We start from the raw sequence: 24,957 nt of genomic DNA on the forward strand, positions 1-24,957 counted from the left end.
AGTTTAGATGAATAACAATTATATAAGTTTTGCATGTGTATTGATATACCGCTCCGGCAGATCACCTTTGGTCGCAGCCTGGTAGTCAGAATATGAGCACGGAATAATACAGTTTCTGGAATATTTTTCCTTTCCCTGCGGAAAAGGCACTTCCATCCACCATTTTTCACTTAGTTTGCTCTTGTAGAAACTCAGCGTTTCAGGGTCAGAGGGCATGGAAACCACAAACTTCAAATAGTCATTGTTTTTGAAGTTCTGTTCATTCTTTCTGTGGTAAAAGCCTTCGATAAAGTACCATATCATAGTAGCTACCACTGCGGCTGTCTTCTTCGAACTATCATCATATTCAGGATTATACTCATAAAACCCGGCTGAACTCAGTTTTTCATTGAGACCGGCATACCAGCATATTTGACAAGCCTCTTCACCTGTCAGTCCAAAAGGCTGGGCATTGGCAGTGCCTGGCGCATCACTCGACTTAATAGCCGTAATATCAAACGAAAGCATATCTGCATTTCTGATTATAGGCTCCATTTCCTGAATATTAGATCTTAAATGTCCGATTCTATAGGCTTCGAAGTATAGCTTTTCGAGTATGTTAATGGCATTCTGATCGATCAGGTAGCTCTGATAGGCAAGATGGCTGTAGTTAAACAAGTAGTTTGGCTCGTGTAGTAATATCTTATGGATATGCTGCTGATGTGCCGGCTGGCTTATCCCCTCCTCCATATCCAATAAAGCATCTATATTCAGCAAGCTGATGAGCTTGTCCATCCCTTCGTAAGCCTGAAATTGCCCATAATCAATATCATGGGAGCCCCCAATGATTAACGGAAGCACATTGTTCTCAATTAAGATCTGGCAAACCTCCTTTACACGCCCGTGTGTTTCGTCAAGATCAACTCCGTTGCGAAGTGTACCCATGTCAATTATTTTATAGGCACCGTATCCTTTCTTCAGATTGTAAAGTTTTTTTCTTATTTCTATAGCTCCTTTGGCAGCACCCTTATTGACTACAGTTCCCCGCTCTTCATTCACACCAATGATAGCTATGTCCGCATCTTTATAGTCCGGCATGCGATCAACATTCGCCCTTATGCTTTTGTAGAAGCTGTTGGAATGCCGTATATGGGAAAAATCCTCCTCTTCCAGGGGTGAAAAAAAGATCTTAAGGTCCATAGAGTTTAATTTTAAAAACTAAAAATACACTTTTGAAATTATAATTAAAATTGTCTACTATTGGTAGCGACACTATCTACATTGAGCAGATAGTGTCGGCACCAAATACGCTAATAATAAAAAAAGCCATCCTTTTACGAATGGCCTATTAATTTCATTTTATCGGATTATCCTCCGAAATCGTCAAATCTGATATTTTCTGGCGGAATACCCATTTCATCCAGCATCTTCAATACTGCTGCGTTCATCAATGGAGGTCCACACAGGTAGTACTCTACTTCTTCCGGTTCCGGGTGATCTTTCAGATAGTTATCATAGAGTGCCTGGTGAATGAATCCGAGGTATCCATCAGCGTCTCTGTCGTCAAGGCTTTTCTTCACTCTCCAGTTATCCGTATCCAAAGGCTCTGAAAGCGCTATGTTGAACTGGAAGTTTGAGAACTCGTCTTCAATTTTCCTGAAGTGGTTCACATAGAAAAGCTCCTTCTTAGATCGGCCACCATACCAGTAGGACACTTTGCGGTCAGTTTTCATAGTATGGAACAGGTGGAAGATCTGTGCCCTCAAAGGAGCCATGCCTGCACCACCACCAATATAGATCATTTCACGATCTGTATAGTTAATGGCAAACTCACCATAAGGACCTGAAATCGTCACTTTATCACCAGGCTTTCTTGAGAATACGTAAGAAGAGCAGATGCCAGGATTAACATCCATGAATTTACCTGCATCTCTGTCCCATGGTGGAGTAGCGATCCTGATGTTCAGCATTACAATATTTCCTTCTGCAGGGTGATTGGCCATTGAATAGGCTCTGAATATCTCCTCATCATTCTTCATCACCAGGTCCCACATCTTAAAGTTATCCCAATCCGATTGGAACACATCATCCGGGTGGCCCAGCTCAGGCTTAGGAGCTATGTCCATATCCGAGAATTTCACTTCGATAACCGGAACATCTATCTGAACGTAACCCCCGGCTTCAAACTCAAGGTGCTCTCCTTCAGGAAGTTTCATCACAAACTCTTTAATAAAGGTGGATACGTTGTAGTTAGACACCACTTCGCAGTCCCACTTTTTAATACCAAAGATCTCCTCAGGTATCCTGATGTTCATATCTTGCTTTACCTTCACCTGACATGAAAGTCTCACCTTTTCTTTTTGCTCTGTTCTGCTCAGGTGGCCCACCTCGGTAGGTAGTACCTCTCCCCCGCCATCTTCAACCACACACTTACACATAGCGCAAGTACCTCCGCCACCGCAAGCTGATGGCAGGAATATCTTTTGTGCGGAAAGCGTAGACAGCAATGTTGAACCGGCTGTCGTTACAATAGGATTGTCAGTATCACCGTTGATAGTAATTTTTACAGGCCCCGACTGCACCAGTTTCGACTGTGCAAAAAGTAGTACAAAGACCAGTAGCAGAATAATAAGTGTAAATGCTACAATAGAAGTTAAAATGATTGTACTCATTGAAATTGAATCGTTTCTTCAATAAAAATTTGCCCCTTTGGAATGGGACTACAAATATATTTAGTAAAAGTTTAAAACTATAATCTATAGAATTAAATTTTGGGGTTATTTGGCGGAGAAGAAAAGGCTTGGAAAGGTAATGCGATAAACATCTAAATATAGAGGTGGCAATAACAAAAAAAGCCATGAAGTGTCTCCACCTCATGACTCAAAATTAAGCAGAAATATATCAATAAAATTTGTTTAGCTCGCGTATGAGTAGGTCAGGCTTGGTATTTCAACCTCTTTTTGGCTACCGGATGTAAAAACCAGGTTAGTATCCGGACTTCCATTAGAGAGAAGGCTGCTTAGCTCTGATAACGCCACCTTTCCAATAACATAACCATAATCATTGCCCACATATTTTTCCGATATAGTGTCAAAGGCAGTCCAGTTGATAGCGTCAATGTCTTTGGCACTCAGGTAAACCTCCACTAATTCTGAAGTATCTACTTTGTGATCGGAAGATCTGTACCTATAGGCATATCCCTGAGTCAGCGCTACCACGTCAGATAATACAGCCAACCCGGTAGGGAGGCTTCCGGCTCCTTTTCCAATTAACGTTTGATTGCTGGCAAATTTTCCATTGATCAGCACACAATTGAATTCATTCTCCACATGGTATAATGGATTTTGCGAATCTATGAAATGAGGCGCCACCACTGCCGACAGGCTATCTCCATTATAATAAGCTTTAGCCAACAGTTTGATCTTCAGGTTTCTTTCCCTGGCAAATGCGATGTCGCTATCGGTAATGTTTTGTATACCCCAGTTGAAGATATTGTCCGGGTGTAATCTTAAGCCAAAGGCATGTTGAAGGATAATACTCAACTTAAATTTAGGATCAAAACCACCTACATCAAGCGTTGGATCGCTTTCTGCAAAGCCATTGGCCTGAGCCTCTCCCAAAGCCTCTTCATAAGATTTACCTTCCTGAAATAACTTTGTTAAAATATAGTTAGACGATCCGTTGAAGATCCCTTTTATCTCGCTGATATGTTCGGAAGCATAGTAATCCTCCAGGTTTCTGATAATCGGGATACTTCCGCATACAGCCCCTTCATAAAGGAGTGGCGTTTCGTATTCTTTCTGCAACGCTATCAATTCATCCAGATTTTCGGCTACCATCTTTTTATTGGCCGTTACTACTGCTTTCCGGCTTTTCAAAGCTTTTCTTACAATGTCCAAAGCAGCTTGAGGATCATCTATCAGTTCAACTACTATATTAATTTGATCGTCATTAAGGATATCTGAGGGGTTATAAGTGATCCTATCATTGTCGATACTTCTCTGTTTGTTTTTATTCTTGACGCAAACTTTGACGATTTCCGCGTCAAGGCTGTTTTCGGCAAGCGTTTTATATAGCCCTTGCCCTACACAACCGAATCCAAAAAGACCTATTTTATATTTACTCATTTTTATTTTCTGGTTATCAAAGTTTGAATATGTTTTCCGATTGCTTTGGTTTCTATTAAAAATCCGTCATGCCCATAAAGTGAATCAATAAGTGCCAGCTCCGATCCTTTTATATTTTTGGCAATAAATTTTTGCTCAGCATAAGGAAAAAGTATGTCAGTTTTTATTCCCACCACAAGAGTCTTTGCCTTGATGGATTTTAATGCATGACGTACAGACTTTTTTCCTCGGCCGATATTATGGCTATCCATGGCTTTGCTCAAATAATAGTATGACAAAACCGTAAACCTGTCGCTCAGCTTTTGCCCCTGGTAGTACTGATAGCTACTGGCTTTGAAATCATCTACCTTATCTTCAAAATCGGTTTGAGTTTTACGATAGGTGTTTTGATTTCTGTAAGAGAGCATGGCTATGGCTCTTGCGGCCTGCAGCCCTTTTTCACCGGCACCATCATAGTTATATCTGAAGGTGGGATCTGCCTCTATAGCCATACGTTGTGCTGTATTCCATGCAATACCCCAGGCGGAATGCCGCGCATTGGTAGCAATCACACAGATATTATCAAACAGATCAACATCAGTAGATGACCACTCCAGCAACTGCTGACCACCCATCGAGCCTCCAATACCCAGCAATATCTTATCAATACCTAAGTGAGCCCGCAAAAGCTTATGCACATTAACCATATCTTTAATAGTTACGACCGGGAAACTGGCTCCATACTTTTCTCCGGTTCTTGGATCAATACTATCGGGACCGGTGGTGCCATAACATGAGCCCAGCATATTAGCGCAGACAATAAAATATTTATCAGGGTTGATCAGAAAGCCCTTCCCAACCAGGCCTGGCCACCACTCTACTGGATCAGCGTTGGCAGTAAGCGCATGAAATACCCACACTACATTATCTCCTTCTGGAGAAAGCGTGCCATAGGTGGTATAGCTGATCTCGAGTTCAGGGAGTATGTCGCCACACTCCAACCTGAACTCCTGACTCAACTGTAGGGATTGCAAATTATGCTTCTGCTGAAACTTCGGTATTGATTTTGTCAAAGGCATTTTTTAAATCTTCTTTTATGTCGTCTATATGTTCTATTCCTACCGATATTCTCAGCAGATTGGGCAGCACACCGGCAGTCAACTGCTCTTCATTGCTTAATTGTTGGTGTGTGGTTGCCGATGGCTGTATGATCAGTGTTTTGGCATCGCCTAAGTTGGCCAGGTGACTCACCAACTTCAGGCTATCAACAAATTTTGTTGCTTCTTCTTTGCCTCCTCTGATCACAAAGGATAGCACTCCACCGAAGCCATTTTTCAGGTATTTCTTAGCCAGATCATAATAACTGCTGCTCTTCAACCCTGGATAATTCACTGATTCTACCTGAGGGTGAGCCTCCAGCCATTCGGCCAGCTCAAGGGCATTGTCAACTGTGCGCTGTACCCGTAGTGAAAGGGTTTCCAGGCCTTGCAACAATAGGAATGAATTAAAGGGGCTAAGCGCCGGACCGAAATCCCTCAGACCTTCCACCCTGGCCCTGATCGCAAATGCTATATTCGGAAGCCCTAATGGGTTATTAAAACCAAATGTTTCCCAGAAATTCAGGCCATGATAACCTTCTGAAGGCTCCGTAAACTGAGGAAATTTACCATTTCCCCAGTTGTAATTTCCACTGTCGATGATCACCCCTCCGATTGAAGTGCCATGTCCGCCAATCCATTTTGTAGCAGAGGCAGTAACCACGGCAGCGCCATGCTCTATGGGTCTGAACAAATAGCCTCCGGCTCCGAACGTATTATCGACTATTAAAGGAATGTCATGCTTCCTGGCCACTTTAGCGATTGCATCAAAATCGGGAACATTAAAACCAGGATTACCGATAGTTTCCAGGTAAATGGCTTTTGTTTTCTCATCGATAAGTTTTTCAAAATCCTCAGGCTTATCGCTCTCAGCAAATCTGGCTTCAATACCAATCCTCTTAAAGGCAACTTTAAATTGGTTATAGGTACCTCCGTATAGGAAAGAGGTAGAAACAAAATTGTCACCGACCGTAAGTATGTTGTTAAGTGCTATAAATTGTGCCGCCTGGCCTGACCCTACGGCCAATGCTGCTACACCACCTTCGAGGGCGGCTATCCGCTTCTCAAATACATCGGTGGTAGGATTCATAATACGGGTATAGATATTGCCAAACTCTTTTAGCGCAAATAGATTAGCGCCATGCTCCGAGTTTTTAAATGTGTAGGATGTGGTTTGATATAAAGGAACTGCCCGGGAACGGGTTGTAGTCTCTACATCTTCATATCCTGCATGCAACTGTAGTGTTTCGAAATTTAATTTCTTAGCCATGATCTTATTTTTATTTCTTATTGTTAAAAATTTCTTACCGTTAAATTGTGTGTTTGGTGGTATGCTGCGCTGATGGGGCGGAGTGTCATTGCGTAACAATCCGCAGGAGGCGAGAATCAAAACAATATACGATTCTCTATCCCGGTAGTTCAGGGGCAGCTTGTTGCTCGGAGTGAGGCAGGAGATCGCCTAACAGCAACAACAGCAACAACAACAGTCGTTGCAGAAATAAGAAATAATGTGATTAGCCAGTGATTGAATTGATCGCTGAAATGCGGCTAAAAGTCCTGTTTGATGTTGGATTGATCTTTTCATTTTTCATCAATTTATATTCTCCCTCATCCGTCACTTGACGAACATTCCCGGGATCAGGATTTAGCACCTTGGATTTGGTGACCAGGTTGCTAGCGTTTCTCAGAGCCAGTCTCTCCACGCTTCTTTATAAATCGACTTTCTCAAAAGAGAGCATCGAATTGATCTTACAAACCTAGTGAGGGTTTGTAAGGTTTCCAAATAATTTTTGAAATTTTTGTTTGACAAATAGCTGCACCCTGTTAAAGTACCGCCCAAGACCAAGGGATATTTAATAAAATGGAACAGATTCTCATTATAGGCAGGCGTGTGAGTTCTTTGCCCTGTTTTCGACTTAAGACATAAAGCTACGCTTCACTATTCAATTGTTACGAACCAAAAGGGACTTACTATAATGTTCATAAGTTTCCATTGATATTTGCTGTACTTCCTCAATAAGTTCCTGCGGATATAGCACGGTGGCCTTGGCGCCAAACATCAGAAGCCAGCGGGAGAATCCTCTAAAATTGCAGGTCATAAATCTCATCTCAAGATCTCCATCAACCCTTTTTTCATCAGTCCAGCCCATGTAATACTTCTGCTCTCCAATATACCTGATAGTCTCTGCATTAAACCTGATCACCACACGCTTGAGATCAGTGCCTCTCATGAAATTATTGAGGTATAATTGATATGATTGATGGTTCGTAGGATCATATTTTTCGTCCAACACCTTTAATTTAGTTATCCTGTCTGTTCTAAAATCACGAAGATCCTGCCTCATTCTGCAGTATCCTATCATATGCCAGTGTGAACTATAAAAGCATAAACCTAAAGGCTCCACTTCACGGGTATTAAACTGATCTTTGTAATTAGAATAGTACTCAAAAGACACCACTCTATTTTCTGCCAGAGCAGCCTGAATATCTGACAAGAAGTGATCCGGGAATTCACTTCTGTTCTGATTAGGCGCCTGAAGTACTTGTATGTGTTCCTCCAGGCTTTCCAGGTAGTCCTTTTCCTGTGTTTTCAGTACTGATTTGATCTTAAACAGGGCATTTTCAAAGTGTTGCTGAATAGACTTGTCGGTATTTTTCTCCGCCAGCTTAGCAGCCAGAAGAATGGCTCCTGCCTCATCTTTACTAAAGCTTACAGGAGGAAGGCTGTATCCCTCCATAATAAAATAACCTTTACCCGCCTCCGCCCCAATAGGAACGCCCGCCTCCTCCAATGCTCGGATATCACGATAAACCGTGCGCAGACTTATTTCAAAGCGATCAGCTACCTGTTGGGCAGTCACTACCTTTTTACTTTGTAATTGAATAAGAATAGCCGATAATCTGTCAATGCGGTTCATCGTTCAGCAAGTGATTTAAGAGTATTATTCATAGCTTCAAAGCCTGCCCTGGTTTTGATGTCGAGGCTTTTCCATAAAAATGGCACGAGTACCCCGGCAAATTCCTCTCTTTGCACAAAGGTACATGTTCCATCGCCATGATCTTCAATTTCAAAGATATGATGTCCGTCAAAGATCCCTCTCATAAAGAGACTTCCCAGCCAGCCAAATTGCTTCTCTTTTTTAAATAATGTCACCTGAGGCTTAAATACCATCGGTTTCGCCCCAGGCTGTTGTATGGTTATCTTTAGTCTTTCCCGGAGCTTGACCTTACCTATAATACTGATAATGAACGGATTCCATTCCGGGTATTTATCAAAATCCATCAAAATACTCCAGACCTTATCGGGAGAGGCTGAGATGTTCACAGATGTGCTAAGCTCCTTCATTTTTGGATAGGTATCGTTGAATATAAAATGACCGCAAGCCAAGCAGCATCACCAAAGGAATCAGTGAGTAATGCAGTTGCTGTGGCAAAAAAGCCCAAGCCGCAAGTAATAGCAGGCTTAAGATGGCCATTATTTTGAAATAGTTCTTTAAAAATAACGATTTGTTTCTCTTAAGCAGCATCAATGCTACCGGAAAATGTAAAGGAACTGCCCACAACAAATTGAGATTATTAGCAGCAGCACGATGATCGGTGCCTGCCCACAAAAATAACAGCAACCACCCCAATACTCCTACCACTGAGAACATAAAGCAATCAACCCAAACAAACCGTTTGTCCCTGGTGAAGCCGAGATAGGTAAGAAAGGTCCCACCAGCTAACAAGAGAACAAAAACTATAAATGGAGTGATCGCAGATGCCTGATCGGCTTCCGGTTTCGATTCATAAGTGATCAGGGTTTCTTTCACCAATGGCACGTTTTTGCCGTCTCGTACTATTGTCGCATGATTAAAGCCTTGCTCTATATAATCTGGTAAAAACATGTACATGTAAGGCGTGGCCTCAACATCCATTGGCAGGCCTAAGCATATGTCTATTCCCAGATCACCCCAGGGTTGCTGTTTCAGGTATATGTCGGTAAGACTCCGAATAGTATGTTTCGTTTCCACATAAGATCCGTCAAAGCTCACCTTGTCACCAAAGGTCTTCACGAGGGCATCGCGAACTCTGGTGGCACAGTTGTCATAAAAATAGTCATACAGGTAGTATTGATTTTCGGGCAAGGCATTCCATTGCAAAAAATCAAACAGTTCCTGCTTCTGCTCTACTGATAAATTAAGCACCTGCTCACGGATATACCTGTTGTAATAAATATAATAGTCACGAAACCTGCGATAGTCGGTCACTCCCAATTTGTAATACAGATGCCCCCTGGTAAAATTGAGGTAAAAATTAGGTTGATCGAAATCAAATACGCCATAGTTATATAAAATGTCGTACCCCTTTCCCGGGTCTTTTACTCTAATGGCGCTATGACCAAATGCCGAATAGAGCTCCCCCTGATACGGGCCACAGGTCAGCACATGGATCTCTGCTTCAGGAGAAAGCTTTAAATTCTGTGCATAGCCAAAAAATGGAGATATTGTTAGAAGTAGTAAACAGATTTTTTTCATGCAGAGATTGTTCAAGAAGTCCGTAAGCCTTTCAATATTGTGAATATACTACGAAAGAAAAAGCCAGGGGTTAGTGATTTAGATTTTTTTAGTTCAGTGATGGCCATGGAGACACTAAGGCACGAAGTGCAACATCTAGCAGGGTAGTTTCTCTCCACAATGAGGACAATAATTAAACTTTCTTTTTTCATCAAGTACTTCCAAAAACCCGGAGCTTAAAATACCTGTTGGTAAAGCAACAAATCCAATGCCCACCAATGCTATAAAACTGCTCACTACTTTCCCTGCCGCTGTAATCGGATATACATCACCATACCCAATTGTGGTAAGAGTGGCGATAGCCCACCAAAGGGAGGCAATAATATTCGGAAATTTATCTGGCTGTTTCGGATTTTCAATATAGAACATAATAGCAGATGCGATGACCAACAAAATAATAACTGCAAACAAACACATAGTTAGCTCCCTCTTTTTTATGTTGATAACATGCAGTATCAGACGGAAAGATTTGTAATAGCGATTGAGTTTAAAAACCCGCATGATTCTAAAAACTCTTAATAAACGTAAAAAGCGTAGATCAATTGGCAAGAGTAAGGGAAGGTAAAATGGCAATATGGAAAGCAAATCTATTAGCCCCAGCGGTGATATAATAAACCTTAAATATGATTTGATACCATTCAATTTCTTGTGTCTGATACGAGCAGTAACTATCCGTACCAAATAATCCAACGTAAATACAACAATTGAAAAAACTTCAAAAGACTTCAGATAAGGGCGTGTATAAGAAGGTAACGAGAAGGACTCAATAATAACCACACAGACATTTAGAGTTATAAGAACAATTAGAATCTGATTATAGAGCCGTCCACCTTTTGTGTGCTTTGAATCATCAACAATAATATTTAACCTTCTTAAAAGTTTCATAGCAGTGGCTTTTTGACTTCTCTAAGCAAGATAAAAACATTATACAATGTATTGCAAACTTACGAGCCTTTATAGCAAAACCATCCATCAAACAATTTCCTTATCTTTAACCTTGATGAACAGAAATATCTGGGACGGCCTGAATTTTTTATCTAAGCTCACACCACGAAGAGCTTGGAATGCTGCCCGCATTGTATCCAGCTATCTGTATTCAAGAGCCACCGGAAGCCCGAAGATCAAAGGCCTGCCGATAAGCATCTCCTTTGAACCAACTACCTCTTGCAACCTTCGATGCCCGGAATGCCCCAGTGGACTAAGATCCTTTACCCGGCCAACGGGAATGCTACAGGAGGGATTATTTAAAAAAACCATCGATGAACTCGAAGAAAGTCTCATGTACCTGCTTTTTTATTTTCAGGGAGAGCCCTTTTTACATGCCAACTTTCTTGACCTGGTAAAGTATGCCTCTGACAAAAAGATCTATACTGCCACCTCCACCAATGCGCACTTTCTGTCAGAAGATATAGCAAAAAAAACTGTACTCTCAGGCCTCGACAGGCTGATCATTTCTATCGATGGCACCACGCAGGAAACTTATCAGTCATATAGAGTAGGGGGGAACCTGCATAAGGTAATAGAAGGCACCAAAAATGTGGTGAAATGGAAAAAAGAATTAAAATCTAGAACTCCACATATTGTATTTCAATTCCTGGTAGTCGGCCCCAATGAACACCAGATCGGAGAGGTAAAAAAGCTTGCTAAAGTCCTTGGGGTGGATGAAGTTGGGCTTAAGACTGCCCAGGTATATGACTACAAAAATGGCTCTGAGTTCATACCTGTAAACGACAAGTATTCCCGCTATCGCAAAAATACCGATGGTACATACTCCATTAAAAATCAATTGCTGGACCACTGCTGGAAAATGTGGCATTCATGCGTTATTACCTGGGATGGGAAGGTGGTGCCGTGTTGTTTTGATAAAGATGCACACCATGAAATGGGACAACTGACAGGCGCTGATTTTAAAGAAATATGGGAAAGCAAGCCGTATCAACGATTCAGACAATCGCTGATCAATTCAAGAAGTGAAGTAGAGATGTGCAGAAACTGCACAGAGGGCACCAGGGTGTGGGCCTAGCTTTTGTTGTTCTGAACCTTCTTGAAATTAGCCACCGGAGCAGAATCACAACCACAATTTGAAGAACAGCCGCTATTACCCCTGGTCTGCTTATAAAGCATATTCCCCAGATAAGCCAGGGCGCCTAAAAACAGTATTATAATCAAAACCTCCTGCATACTGATAATTGTAACGGTAATTAATATCGTTTAGTTTCCGGGGACATTTTTCCTACCTCTCTTTAAAGCACATTAAGCAACTGCTCCTTAATTTTCTCCAGCTCTTCCTTCATGGCCACTACATGTTTTTGTATATCAGCATCATTAGCCTTGGAGCCAATTGTGTTGATTTCGCGGCCAATTTCCTGCGAAATAAAACCTAGCTTTTTACCTAGAGAGTGCTTATCCTCAAGTACCTCTTCAAAATGCTTGAGATGGCTCGCCAGCCTTACTTTCTCTTCGGTGATATCAAGCTTTTCTATATAGTAAACGATCTCTTGCTCCAGTCTGTTTTTATCCAATCCCTCATCTTCAACGAACTTCAGCAGATTTCCTTTTATCCGCTCCCTTATCCGCTCCACTCTTTTTGGATCAAGTGCCTTTATCTCTTCCAAATGCCCACCTATGGTAGAGATATAGCTGTGAAACTTCTGCTGGAGCTCAGCGCCTTCTTTCTTCCTAAAGGCATCACAACTCTCCAATGCCTCTTCCACCATTCTCCTCAATTTCGCCCACTCCTGCTCATCTACCTCTTCTGCCTGGTCAGTGATCACTACATCAGGAGCGCTGAGAGCCAGCTTGAACAAGTCCTGGTCGGGAGCAATGACTTTATCAGCCAGCCTTTTCAGACTACGGTAATACTGCTCAAAGAGCTCTTCATTATATCGCTGCTTAAGTTCCGTTTCTCTTTCATTGATATAATCAATGCTTAGAGATACCTTGCCTCTTTGCAATTTATCGTTTACTAAATTCCTAAGCTCAATCTCCTTTTCAGAGAATGCGCGTGGCAGCCTGAAGTTAAGGTCCAGGTATTTTGAATTTAATGTCTTTACTTCAATGTTGATCGTCAGGTTGTCATCTGAGAAGTTCGATGAGCCATAACCAGTCATAGATTTAAGCATAAGTCGCCTTTAAAAAGAATTATTCTATGGGATGCAAAAATAACAGACTTAGAAGTCGTATCCTAATGTCACGAATAAGCGTGGATCGCCCACTATGTAATCTTCCACAGGCCAGGCCACATCGAACTTCATATAGTACCCCAAAATAATTGTTCTCAGACCAACCCCATAGCTGTAGAGCCATGGGTTCCTGAAGTTTTTCAAATCAATCTGAAAGTTACCCTGCTGGATTCTCTGGCTGCTCACACTATTATCATCGCTAAAAGGTGATTTCCCCGTCCATGCTGAACCTACATCAAAAAAGCCTGTGAACTGGAGATTTCTAAAAAAGTTTGATGTAATAGGACCACTGCTTAAAGCACGAATAAGCGGTATTCTTAGCTCCGCATTAAACAGCAATGTGTTTCGGCCAAAAAGGGTTGCATAATCAAAGCCACGGAGATTTGTCGCATATTCTACAAATAAAAGGTCTCTATTGTTGCCTTCCCTGCTCGAACTTAGAGGGTTGTTTGTTCCATCTTTATTTTCCTTGTTAAACAGCCAGTTATCCATTCCCCCTAACAGATACTGTTTGGGGCTGCTACCAAAAAAGGTTCCGTAATATAACCTGCCCGCCAGTACAATCTCCCGGTATATTTTCTGATAGTGCCTGAAGTCAGCGGATACATTTGTGAAGCTTCGCCCCTTATCAGTTATTCCTTCGTAATGTTTTAGCTGCACCTTCGCTCTTGTACCTTCGATAAGGTTCATGCCATTAATGATGGAATTATCAAATACCCACTCCACAGTAGCACCGGCATACTGCTCGCTTTCAGTTTTCCTGAATACCGGAGGGCTTGTGATGAGATTGCCCAGGTCTTCAAATTTGGTAATGGTAAAAAATGGCTTTACCGCAAGCCTGGTTTTAATATTAAAGGGATATGCAGCGCCAACTTCAAAAGTATTTTTGCTGTACCTGTGAAGTACAGCCTCTGTATCCCAAAAGATCACATTCCTGTCATACCTTACATTATAGTCGACCAGATTTTTCAGATACTGATACTCAGCGTAAATATCTCCACTCCGCAAATCCGTTGTTGCCATTATCCCTCCTGAAAACTTATGGTTTTCCAGCATGTCATTCATTTCCGTTTCCAGCAGTATTCCGAATCCCCTCAAAGGGTCGATCACAAAGGATGTAACTAAATTATCTGCACTGAAACGCGTTTCATAAGGGAATGGCCCCGAAATCTGATTGCCCTTTCTCAGCTTTCGATATTGAGAAAGGAAAGAATCCTTCTGCTCTTCTTGCAATATCTCTGTATCGAATGTATAGTTATCAGTATTAATGACATCGTCCTCCTTCTCCTCTTCCTCTATCTCCTTTTCTATTTCGAACTTATAATTATCCGTATCGATCACACCATCTTCAAGGGTATCGGGCTTTTGTTGTTCTTCTTTCTCTTTTTTACGCGCCTCTTTCAGTCTTTGCTCCACGATGTCTTTTACCGTCAGCGCCTCTCGCTTATCCTCATTCCTTTTCATACGAAAAGCCTTAGCCTGCATAACCTGCTGCCGTTTTGTCAATGGTGTAAATATCTGTTGCTCATAATTAAATTGAGGGTTGAGATAAATAAAGTCCTTACCTTTATCTGCCATCACAAAAACCAGTTTAGAGCTATTAAACTCTATATCGTAATTTTCAATACTAGTGGCAAAGTTTGTAACCTGGGAATAGATCCCCCGGTTTATATCATAACTAAAGATATTCCATATCCCTTTTTGGTCACTTAAATAAAATAATCGATTACTACTCAACGCCAAAGGTTTTGTATCCTTGCTGATAGTATTGGTTACTCTATGCACAACATTGGTAGTTGTATCCAAATTGAAGAAGAACAGGTTGAAGTTGTCACTCACCTTTTCAAAGCTTTTTTGAGCAACTTTTAGTGAATCGCTAACCCTGTTGGAGCTAAACACCACAGTATTGGAGTTGGGCACAAACGTGGGGTACAGATCATCGTATACATCATCCGTTAGTCTTTTGGTTCTGTCCCTGCGAGTGCTCATCAGATAAAGATCACTCTTGCCATTAACCACCGCACTTACAATCATTAATCTTCCGTTATCTGAAAAATCCATGCTATTGACTTGCTCGAATTTTCCCATTGGCCGTGGAAGCCTGCTGTTAGTTACAGCATCATATAGCACAAAATATAACTGACCCCGTTTAGAGTGTACCATTCCTAAGGTATTTTCATCCACCCAATCTATAAGCGGAAGGTTATTGTCTACCTCCTGGTTGATCACTTTATAGCCCCCTGACAACACTTCCCTCTCTTTTCCACTACTAAGATCTTGCATGTGAACCGTGTATCGTCCTCTATTATTAGCTGTATACGCCAGCTTGGTGCCATCGGGGCTTAATTTCACATGCTTGTAAACTATCCCTTTTTTATTCTTTTTCTTAGTGATCAAATTGTCTTTTGAAGGTTCCGCATAATTTTCATTTACCTGCCGGTCTATCTCCGTGTAAAAGTTGAGCCATTCATACATTACCTGATCAAAAGAAACACCAAGGGTTATTGCTACACTTTTTTCTTCATTTCTGATGATCCGGGTATAATTTAATATGTTTGAAATATTGCTCCTGCCATATTTCTCTGCAATGAAGTTCCACACAGACTGTCCAGCCAGGGCTGCTTCCTTCCCCGAAAGCTTGTTGAGCTTTTTAGGATGCTTTTTATCTATCAGTTCCCGCACATAATCATCCATCTCGATAGACCAGCCCCTTGCCACATATAATGATGCTCCGTTGATAAACCACTCGGGAAGGTTGAGAAGGACAGCATTTTGGAACATATCCTTCAGGCTCCCTCCAAACATCATCTCATTTACCATCAGAGAGGATACCTTGTATAGCAGCTCATCTTTTAGATCTTTGATATTTCCGGGGTTTGCAACTTCTATGTATGACTTTACAAAATTTGTCTCTCCCCCGGGATTAAATGCTACATCATTAATACCAACATTGCTCTGCTGCAGATCAGAAACCGAATTGTATAAAAAGACTTTGGTTTTTGAATAGGGTGGATAACCAATAATGTCTGTTACCCGGTCAAACTCCTCTTCAAGATATTCAGTAACTTCCTTCGCTATTTTGTCACCGCCTTCATAAAAATAAATATCAAAATTGTCAGAACTCAGGTATCGCCAGTTGAACTGTTCATACTGAATTCTGTTCCTTCCGAACTTTTCATTGGTATTTTGAGCGGTGGCCAACTGCGATAAGAAAACCAGGGAGAGCACTGCTCCTAAAAAGTAATTACTTCTTTTCATTCAATTTTTTAGAGAATCGTAATATAACGAAAAATAGCGACTAATATTTACCTCCGGGTAGAGTTCTTTACCATGTTCCAGAAAATCGATGAAATGCCCGGAAAAATATGGCGCCAGAGAGACTCCCTTTGTTCCTAACCCACTAAAGATGCCAATAGTTTCATATTCAGGATGTAAACCTATAAATGGTCGCCTGTCTTTTGTAGCAGGGCGCACTCCGGCAATTTGGTCTACTACCTCAAATGGCACATTCACCAACTCCTTCAGTTTCATGGTTATTTCTTCTCTGGCTTTTGATGTTATCCCCATTGTATGATCTTTATTGTCATAGTTCGACCCTACCTTAAAAACATCATCTTCAATGGGTATAACGAAAACACCTCTGTTAAGGATATGTTCCAGTTGTATTTCTGTTTTTATCTGCAATACTTCGCCTTTTACCGGCTGAAATGGTAGCCAGTCAAAATGTGTATTATGAAATGCATCAAGTCCGTTACAAAATATAATCTTTTTTGTGCTATATCCTCTATACACTACTGCATCGCTACCTGGTTTGAGGAGTTTGTGATCAAATTTCGCACTCAACATTATTTTTTTTGATTCGAGGTAACTTCTATAAGCCTTCAGATACCGGGGTATGTCGAGATAGCCGGACATGTTAAGTTCTATACCGCCATAATCATCTGTAGAAAAAGCATACTGCGACCTATGATGGACCTTTGTTATAAAATGCTCAAATTCCTCAGAGGCACTCTTACCCATCCATTCGTTTTGCTCCTCCATTGATAAAAAAGGCCGGTATATTGACCTTTCAATAAGAAATTGATCTCCGCAAAGCTCCTCAAGTTCTTTATAAAATGAGATCAGGTATGGAAAAAGTGTATCTGCCTTCCATGTCTTCACCATCTTCCTTCCCGTAACCGGATTGTAAAGGCCGGCTGCCACTTTAGAGGATGTAACAGGCCTATTGTCGTCTATTACAAGCACACGCTTTCCCGCTTTTAATATTTGATAACTCAAAGCCGAACCTGCTAACCCCTGCCCTACAACGATGTAGTCAAACTCATTGCTGTTATTCATTTAAAATGATTTAAATAATGTAATTTTGTCTTGACCGTACAAATTTGCTAAAAGAGAAAAGAAATTTTAATGATACACGTCAAGTCTTTCGTTTTTAATCCTTTTATGGAAAACACCTATATACTTCATGACGACACAAAGGAGGCCGTAATTATTGATCCGGGATGTTATGAGCGCTATGAACAAGAAGAATTGAAAGAATTTATCGCTTCGAACGACCTGAAGGTGGTGAAACTTTTAAATACTCACTGTCATATTGATCATGTATTTGGCAATCAGTTTGTTAAAGACCATTACAAGGTGGAGCTTTACATTCATCAGGAAGATGAGGCTACCTTAAGGGCGGTAAAAGCCTACGCGCCTGCCTATGGATTTACCAACTACCATGAAGCGTACCCCGATCAGTTTCTAAATGAAGGCGATGAGGTAAGATTTGGAAGTTCAAGCATTGAAGTACTCTTTGTTCCCGGACATGCACCAGGACACATTGCTTTTTACAGTAAGGAAGATAAGTTTTGCATTGGTGGTGATGTATTGTTTCAGGGCAGTATCGGCAGAACTGATCTTCCTGGCGGTGACTTCGAAACGTTGATCAATAGTATTCATAAAAAGATATTCCCTTTAGGCGATGACGTCACGGTGTACAGTGGCCATGGTCCTGCCACCAACATCGGGTACGAGAAAAAATCTAACCCCTTCTGCGCGGTTGCCTGATCATCGTTTATTTTGAATATTAAAAAGCACATCCCCAATAGTATTACCTGCGGAAATCTACTCTGCGGCTGCATAGGTATAGTTGCTACCTTCAAAGGAGAACTTATTTTTGCCACTTATCTGCTATGGCTGGCTATTGTTCTCGACTTTTTTGATGGATTTGTAGCCAGATTATTGAAAGTGAGTTCTCCAATCGGCAAAGAACTGGACTCGCTGGCAGATATGGTCACCTTTGGTGTGCTCCCCTCAGTGATCATGTATCACCTGATCACAGACTATACTGACAATGCTTACTTACCCTATATAGGTTTTGTTATTGCCATTTTCTCAGCCTTAAGATTAGCTAAATTCAATATCGATGACAGGCAGACATCAGTATTTATCGGGCTGCCAACACCCGCTAATGCACTGTTTATATCCTCTTTAGTTTTTATTGCCGGATCCGATTATTCCAGCATCATTAACCTGACGTCACTTGTTATAGTCTCAATAGGTTTTTCCCTACTTCTTGTTTCACCCATTGAACTTTTTGCATTAAAATTCAAGTCGTTTAAGTGGACAGACAACAAATTAAGGTTTACTTTTCTTCTGCTGAGCGTATTATTGTTAGGATTGTTTCAGGTTTTGGCCATTCCTATGATCATTATTGGTTATATTGTATTGTCAGTGATCAACAACATGATATCCCAATAAAGACATCATAATAATAACCGATAAGAAACGTTTATTTCTGATGCCATGTTTCTCTGTTAAAATCAATCAACCATCTACATGTCAAGACTTTTACAAGTCATATTTTGCCTCGTAAGTGTAATTACTTTAAGTATTCCGGTGCTGTCGCAGCCATCTAATTCGGTATTAGCTGAAGGCACCTGGTATAAGCTGGCTGTAGCTGAGGAGGGCATTTATAAAATAGACCGTAAATTCCTGAGTGATATAGGTATAGACGCTTCGTCTATAGACCCAAGGAATATTAAGATCTACGGAAATGGCGGAGGCATGTTACCCCAGGCCAACAATGCGCCCAGGCTAACAGACCTGGTCGAGAACAGCATTTGGGTGAATGGGGAAAGCGATGGCAAGTTTGATAACGGTGATTATGTAATTTTTTATGCCCAGGGACCCGATCAGTATCATTATGATGAAAGCGGAACCTTAATTTATGAACGAAATATTTACTCTGATCTCAATTTCTATTTCCTAACCATTGGTAATGATGCCGGGCAGCGAGTAAAGGCGCAACAAGATCTCGGATCCGATTTCCAAAAAATCAGAAGGTACAATGCCATCTCATGGTTTGAGAAAGAAGCCTATAATCTTCTCAAATCCGGCAGGGAATGGTATACCGATAAATTCGATGTCCAGACAGAAAAAACCTATGACTTCAGTTTTCCCGGGTTGATGGCGGGTACCGAAATTACGATTACATCATCTGTAATGGCTCAGTCCTTCGCTCAGTCAACATTCAAGCTGAGCATAAATGGTGTCGCTCTTGGAGAGCAGAATATTGCACCTGTTCCCGATTTCAGAGAAGGCGCCTATCGCTACAGCGTCAAAGGCAGAAACGATGAAAGTACATATACAATCAACAGCAATCAGCTATCCGGTAATAACCAGCTTTCCGTAACAGTAGCTTATGAAAAAAATAGCTCGGGAAGATCCATCGGATACCTCAACTACTTAAAATTAGAAGCCATCTGTGAACTTCGTTTAAATGATAAATATACCATTTTCAGATCCCTGGAAAGCCTGAACAATACCAACTCAGCATTTGAAGTGAAAGGAGTAAATGACCAGGTAAAAATCTGGGATATAACCAGCCCTCTTGCACCTCTGAATCAACAATATAGTCTGAGTAATGGCACGGCCTCATTCGGGTCTTCAACTACGCAACTGCACTCATTTGTCGTTTTCGACCCCTCAAAAGTGATTACTCCTATCTTTGCGGGTGAAATTGCAAGTCAGAATCTAAGAGGAATGACCACCCCTGACCTTCTGATCGTTTCCCATCCTGATCTACTGCCTGAAGCAAAACGTCTGGCAAACTTCAGGTCGTCAAACGACAACATGACCGCACGGGTGGTGACCACCCAACAGGTATACAATGAATTCTCAAGTGGGAAACAAGATGTAACCGCCATTCGAGACCTTGCAAAACACCTTTTTACAAAAAGCGATCGACTTAAATATCTCTTACTGTTTGGAAAGGGGTCCTATGACTACAAAGACATATTGAAAAATAACACTAACCTGGTTCCCATATATGAATCACGAAATTCTTTACACCCACTGGAAACGTATGGCTCGGATGATTTCTATGGCTTTCTTGAGGATGATGAAGGAGAGTGGCTTGAAGAGCCCGGCGGGAACCACACCCTGGAAATAGGAATAGGAAGGCTGCCAGTCACCAGCCTGCAACAAGCTAAAGATATGGTAGACAAACTCATCAGCTACAGCACCGGCACAAAAAACTTTGGCCCCTGGAGAAATGAGGTAGTTTTTGTAGCCGATGATGGAGATAACAACATACATATCAAGCAGTCCGATCAGTTAGCAGTGCTTATAGATACAGCTTTTACCAGCTTTAACTACAACAAACTTTACCTGGACGCCTTTCCTCAAATTTCCACACCCAATGGAGAAACGTCTCCGAAAGCCCGTGAAGCACTTGATCAGGCAGTAGAAAAAGGGGCTCTTGTAGTAAATTTCACTGGCCATGGGGGAGAACTAGGTTGGATGCAAGAGCGCGTTTTAACCTTGTTTATGATCGAGGGTTGGAAAAACATCCGCAAACTACCACTATTTGTAACGGCTACCTGTGAGTTTGGCCGCCATGACGACCCGCAACTTGCTTCAGGAGGTGAAATGGTAGTTACTCATCCCAATGGCGGTGGAATAGCTATTATCAGTACATGCCGACCTGTCTACTCCAGCTCAAATTTTGAGCTGAACAAAGCATTTTACGATGAAGCGTTCAGAAAAGAAGGGGATAGCTATTTGAGATTGGGAGACATACTTCGTATCACCAAGAATAATAGTATTGATAAAGCTATTGACTATAACCAGGTAGGTAACAGAAATTTTGCTCTGCTGGGCGACCCTTCACTTAAACTTAACTATCCTGAAAAACAAATTGCCATAAAAAGCATTAATGATAATAGCAATAAAACCGATACACTTAAGGCATTGAGCTTAGTAACAATAACCGGAGAAGTACAAAATAGCAATAAATCTATTGATAGCCATTTCGATGGAGAACTGGAAGTTATTGTTTTCGATAAGGAATCTACCCTTTCAACGCTAGGCAACCAAAGTAGCCCTTATTCATACAGCTCAAGGGAAAATGCATTGTTCAGAGGCAAATCCACCATTTCAAACGGCCAGTTCGAGGTGAAGTTCATAGTCCCAAAAAACATGTCATACAAGCCTGGAAAAGGAAAGATCAGCCTTTATGCCGTTGATGATGATAAGAAAACCGATGCAAATGGAGCTGATATTGATGTAGTATTCGGAGGATCGGCAACAGATGTTGAACAGGATAATACCGGTCCAAAGATAAAGCTATACCTTGGTGACACAACCTATACCGGCTCAGGAGAGGTGGGCGCCAACACGCTTCTTGTTGCAAAGCTTTACGATGAAAGCGGTATCAATATTTCCCAATATGGTGTTGGAAATAATATTACTGCAACCTTAGACAATGAAACCACCTTTGTTTTGAATGACTACTATACTGCGTCTAAGGATAGCTATAAGGAAGGACTACTTTTGTTTCCATTGAACGGACTGAAAAAAGGAAAACACACTATTCAGCTCAAAGCCTGGGACACCCACAACAATTCTGGTGAAGCTGTAATTGAATTTACAGTGGCTGACCCCAATGGCCTTTTCATTACTAATTTCATAAATTCTCCCAACCCGTTCTTCGATAATACAACATTAACTTTTGAACATACCAGAGTTGGCGAGGACCTTGAAATAAACCTCCAGATCATTTCCAGGCATGCAGAAGTCGTGGAAGATATTGATTTTCAGGTAGATGAAAGTACTGCCAGGGTCAACCTTTTTGAATGGGACGGAACAAACAGCTCAGGCAAAAAACTTAACGCAGGGATATACATTTTTAAGCTATCCGTTCGTTCTATGGCAGACGGGGCAAAAAATCAGAAATATCAAAAAGTTATTATTATTAATTAATTATATTTGTTTGCTAACGAAATTCACATGAAAAGGTTATTTAAGCTAACAGCAGCGCTTGCGGTATTCATTTTAATACATTCATCACTTCAGGCCCAAGGCCTTGTTGGGCAGGATTCCACACGAAGAGTTATAACAACTGCTGTCCCCTTTTTAACCATCACTCCTGATGCTCGTGCCGGAGGTATGGGAGATGTAGGCGTTGCCACATCACCAGACGCCAACTCAGTTTATTGGAACCCCGCCAAACTCGTTTTTATTGAAAACAATATCGGATTTGCACTGTCCTATACTCCTTGGCTGGGCAAGATCATCAATGATATGTCCATAACCTATCTTTCAGGATATTATAAATTTACTAAAGAGCAAGCCGTAGCTGTTTCCATGAGATACTTCGACCTGGGCGAGATATTCTTCACTAATGAAGCAGGAGGTAGTGAAGGACAGTTCAACCCTCGTGAGTTTTCATTTGATGCTACCTATTCTCGTATGCTTACGCAAAACCTTAGTATCGGAGTTGTCGGCCGATATATCCATTCCAACCTCACTGGTAGTTTTTCATCGGGAGGTGTAGAGGCAAGACCGGGAAATAGCATTGCTGCTGATATAGCTATGTTTTATGATAAAGACCTTTTATTGAGCGGGAATAATTCCAATCTGGCTCTTGGAGCTGTAATCTCCAACATAGGTTCCAAGCTAACATATTCAGATGAAAACAATAAAGATTTTATACCTACAAATCTACGGTTAGGCTCTGCTTTTACAACGAGCCTTGATCCCTACAATAAACTTACTTTTGGATTGGATCTGAATAAGCTACTTGTACCTAGCCCTCGGTACGATGGTAGCGAAAGCGAAAAATCTCTATTAAGCGGAATCTTCGGCTCATTCTCTGATGCTGAAGAGGGATTTAGTGAAGAAATGAAAGAATTCACTGTGTCTGCTGGCGCTGAATACTGGTACAATAACATGTTTGCAGCCCGCGCAGGCTATTTTCTTGAAGCTGAAGATAAGGGTAACAGAAAGTACCTTACAGTTGGATTAGGATTCAGGTATCAGGTCTTTGGTATTGACTTCGCTTATTTGGTTCCCAAGGAACAGGAGCATCCACTGGCTGAAACACTTAGATTCACTATTCTGTTTAACTTCAATAAAAGCGTTCAGGAAGAGGAATCAGTAGTGGACTAATTTATGTTAGATAGAACTGTTGCGCCCAAGCACTCTACATCCTATACGATTAATTTCCCAAAAGCAGCAGAGCACAAACTGGATAACAACATTCCGGTCTACACGCTTGCTGCCGGCTCGCAGCCAATCATAAAGCTGGAAGTCCTATTCCCGCTTGGTGGCTCGTATTATGAAAATAAAACAGCAGCATCCTTCATAACGCTAAAGATGCTGCAAGAAGGTACAAAGAGTTATACATCCAATGAAATGTCTAACCTCTTTGCTCAGTATGGCGCATTCGTTGAGCTACATCCCTCTTTCGATGTTCCTTCGGTTACGCTTTATTGCCTGACCAAGTATTTGAATATAGTTTTGCCTTTCTTCCAGGAAATGATCCTTGCACCGGCATTCCCTGAAAATGACCTAAAAAGGGTACAATCAATAGAAGCACAGCAACTAAAATTGCAAAACGAGAAATCGAATATAGTTGCTTCTAAGAAATTTCGACAACTGATCTTTGGATCTGATAATCCTTATGGAAAGATTATCAATGATAGTGATATTGATCAATTGACTACAAAGGACCTGACCAAGTTCCATTCGGCAAACCTGTCTCAATTTGAATTATTGATATCTGGTCATGTTGATTCCGATACTCTTAAAATACTTAATGATCACTTCGGCAAAGAAGTAATGAACACCTCAACAATAGAGTCCTGCGAATACTCTCTAAATGATGAGGAAACCTTCATTAAAGAGGATAAAAAAACTGCCCTCCAATCCTCCATTCGAATGGGCAAACCGGTGATTGACAAAGGCCATCTTGACTATATCAAGTTATTGGTAGCCAATCAAGCCCTCGGTGGATACTTTGGTTCGAGATTAATGAAGAATATACGAGAAGACAAAGGATTCACGTATGGTATACATTCGAGCATCGTTTCATTAAAGCACAACTGCTACTTCGTAATTGGTACAGACGTAAAAAAGGAGTTTGTTGATGATGTAATTGGTGAAATCAACAAGGAGATAGCCCTTTTATGTGCTGATCCTATGAGTGCTAATGAACTCGCTGCAGTAAAAAATCACATGTTCGGTCATTTCCAGTCTCAGTTGAATTCCGCATTTTCCCTGGCGGAAAAGTTTAAAAATATCCATATTCATGGTTTGGATTACACCTATTATGATGATTACATGTCAATCCTCTCCAATATCACCAGCACCGAAATACAATCCATCTTTAATAAATATCTTCAACCTGAGGGGATGAGGAAAGTTGTAATAGGTTAGGTTAAAAATCTCAAGCTTTAAATGACTTCCCATATTTAGTTCCGGGTACCATCGGGATAGGGCTTATACTTCTCTGTTCGGAATGGAAAGAGGATGCGTCCGTAAGTTCAAAAAGTTACCAAAATATGAGTGAAACTTCCTTAAAAACAAAAAACCCTGCACTATTTCAGTACAGGGTGATAATAAAATCTGGCAACGATACTGACGCTAAACGGTCAGCATCCTCGACCTGAAATGTTTTGCATAAAAAAAGGAATGCTGAATTAACAACATCCCGTTTGATAAAATCTGGAAACGATACTGACGCTAAACGGTCAGCATCCTCGACCTG

At 41.2% G+C, this 24,957-nt stretch carries 19 protein-coding genes and 1 riboswitch; of the genes, 6 read left to right on the forward strand and 13 right to left on the reverse strand.

All coding sequences use genetic code 11. The features are described from left to right. Positions 1–18: 18 nt before the first annotated feature. The 9 genes from C900_RS08035 to C900_RS08080 all read right to left on the reverse strand — a co-directional run bounded on the left by C900_RS08035 (position 19) and on the right by C900_RS08080 (position 10,623). Positions 19–1,179, reverse strand: a complete 1,161-nt coding sequence (locus tag C900_RS08035) for a formimidoylglutamase (RefSeq protein ID WP_009579238.1) — start codon at positions 1,177–1,179, stop codon at positions 19–21. A 167-nt stretch (positions 1,180–1,346) separates the two neighbouring features. After that, positions 1,347–2,651, reverse strand: coding sequence for an NADH:ubiquinone reductase (Na(+)-transporting) subunit F (gene nqrF / locus C900_RS08040; protein ID WP_009579239.1), 1,305 nt, complete (start codon positions 2,649–2,651; stop codon positions 1,347–1,349). Between the two features lie 243 nt (positions 2,652–2,894). Then, positions 2,895–4,106: a homoserine dehydrogenase gene (locus C900_RS08045; protein ID WP_009579240.1), complete on the reverse strand. Its 1,212-nt coding sequence runs from the start codon at positions 4,104–4,106 to the stop codon at positions 2,895–2,897. 2 nt (positions 4,107–4,108) lie between these two features. Further along, positions 4,109–5,119 (reverse strand): homoserine O-acetyltransferase family protein, encoded by a 1,011-nt coding sequence (locus C900_RS08050; RefSeq protein WP_009579241.1) that lies wholly within the window; start codon positions 5,117–5,119, stop codon positions 4,109–4,111. A 1-nt stretch (position 5,120) separates the two neighbouring features. Further along, positions 5,121–6,452 (reverse strand): O-acetylhomoserine aminocarboxypropyltransferase/cysteine synthase family protein, encoded by a 1,332-nt coding sequence (locus C900_RS08055; RefSeq protein WP_009579242.1) that lies wholly within the window; start codon positions 6,450–6,452, stop codon positions 5,121–5,123. A 335-nt stretch (positions 6,453–6,787) separates the two neighbouring features. Continuing rightward, positions 6,788–6,900, reverse strand: a riboswitch (SAM riboswitch). 225 nt (positions 6,901–7,125) lie between these two features. Continuing rightward, positions 7,126–8,100, reverse strand: coding sequence for a helix-turn-helix transcriptional regulator (locus tag C900_RS08065; RefSeq protein WP_009579244.1), 975 nt, complete (start codon positions 8,098–8,100; stop codon positions 7,126–7,128). Then, positions 8,097–8,528 (reverse strand): SRPBCC domain-containing protein, encoded by a 432-nt coding sequence (locus C900_RS08070; RefSeq protein WP_009579245.1) that lies wholly within the window; start codon positions 8,526–8,528, stop codon positions 8,097–8,099. The genes C900_RS08065 and C900_RS08070 overlap by 4 nt, the downstream gene beginning before the upstream one ends. Next, a complete protein-coding gene (locus C900_RS08075) occupies positions 8,515–9,699 on the reverse strand; it encodes a lipoprotein N-acyltransferase Lnb domain-containing protein (RefSeq protein WP_009579246.1) in 1,185 nt (394 codons plus the stop codon). Before C900_RS08075 ends, C900_RS08070 begins: the two co-directional genes overlap by 14 nt. Before the next feature lie 135 nt (positions 9,700–9,834). Beyond that, positions 9,835–10,623 (reverse strand): ion transporter, encoded by a 789-nt coding sequence (locus C900_RS08080; protein WP_009579247.1) that lies wholly within the window; start codon positions 10,621–10,623, stop codon positions 9,835–9,837. A 115-nt stretch (positions 10,624–10,738) separates the two neighbouring features. On the opposite strand from C900_RS08080, the gene C900_RS08085 reads away from it, so the two are divergent. Further along, the gene (locus C900_RS08085; protein ID WP_009579248.1) at positions 10,739–11,761 is read left to right on the forward strand and encodes an SPASM domain-containing protein; all 1,023 of its coding nucleotides are present in this window, start codon (positions 10,739–10,741) and stop codon (positions 11,759–11,761) included. Here C900_RS08085 and C900_RS31110 read toward each other — a convergent pair. The 4 genes from C900_RS31110 to C900_RS08100 all read right to left on the reverse strand — a co-directional run bounded on the left by C900_RS31110 (position 11,758) and on the right by C900_RS08100 (position 17,258). Next, entirely contained in the window at positions 11,758–11,919 is a 162-nt protein-coding gene (locus C900_RS31110; RefSeq protein WP_009579249.1) for a FeoB-associated Cys-rich membrane protein, read from the reverse strand. The genes C900_RS08085 and C900_RS31110 overlap by 4 nt on opposite strands. Before the next feature lie 62 nt (positions 11,920–11,981). Next, positions 11,982–12,860 (reverse strand): YicC/YloC family endoribonuclease, encoded by an 879-nt coding sequence (locus C900_RS08090; protein ID WP_009579250.1) that lies wholly within the window; start codon positions 12,858–12,860, stop codon positions 11,982–11,984. 48 nt (positions 12,861–12,908) lie between these two features. Beyond that, positions 12,909–16,178: a hypothetical protein gene (locus tag C900_RS08095; protein WP_009579251.1), complete on the reverse strand. Its 3,270-nt coding sequence runs from the start codon at positions 16,176–16,178 to the stop codon at positions 12,909–12,911. Further along, a complete protein-coding gene (locus tag C900_RS08100; protein WP_009579252.1) occupies positions 16,179–17,258 on the reverse strand; it encodes an NAD(P)/FAD-dependent oxidoreductase in 1,080 nt (359 codons plus the stop codon). Positions 17,259–17,327: 69 nt separating this feature from the next. Between C900_RS08100 and C900_RS08105 the strand changes: the two genes are divergently transcribed. The 5 genes from C900_RS08105 (at position 17,328) to C900_RS08125 (ending at position 24,626) form a co-directional block, all read left to right on the forward strand. Continuing rightward, positions 17,328–17,972, forward strand: a complete 645-nt coding sequence (locus C900_RS08105) for an MBL fold metallo-hydrolase (protein ID WP_040496133.1) — start codon at positions 17,328–17,330, stop codon at positions 17,970–17,972. Positions 17,973–17,984: 12 nt separating this feature from the next. Next, positions 17,985–18,665, forward strand: coding sequence for a CDP-diacylglycerol--serine O-phosphatidyltransferase (gene pssA / locus C900_RS08110; RefSeq protein ID WP_009579254.1), 681 nt, complete (start codon positions 17,985–17,987; stop codon positions 18,663–18,665). Between the two features lie 78 nt (positions 18,666–18,743). Beyond that, positions 18,744–22,169: a type IX secretion system sortase PorU gene (porU, locus tag C900_RS08115; protein ID WP_009579255.1), complete on the forward strand. Its 3,426-nt coding sequence runs from the start codon at positions 18,744–18,746 to the stop codon at positions 22,167–22,169. 27 nt (positions 22,170–22,196) lie between these two features. Then, complete coding sequence (gene porV / locus C900_RS08120) at positions 22,197–23,357, forward strand: type IX secretion system outer membrane channel protein PorV (protein ID WP_009579256.1); 1,161 nt, start codon at positions 22,197–22,199, stop codon at positions 23,355–23,357. Between the two features lie 3 nt (positions 23,358–23,360). Then, positions 23,361–24,626, forward strand: coding sequence for a M16 family metallopeptidase (locus C900_RS08125; protein ID WP_009579257.1), 1,266 nt, complete (start codon positions 23,361–23,363; stop codon positions 24,624–24,626). Positions 24,627–24,957 lie beyond the last annotated feature (331 nt).

Origin of the sequence: Fulvivirga imtechensis AK7, from assembly GCF_000331535.1 — a bacterium.
Taxonomy (GTDB): Bacteria; Bacteroidota; Bacteroidia; order Cytophagales; family Cyclobacteriaceae; genus Fulvivirga; species Fulvivirga imtechensis.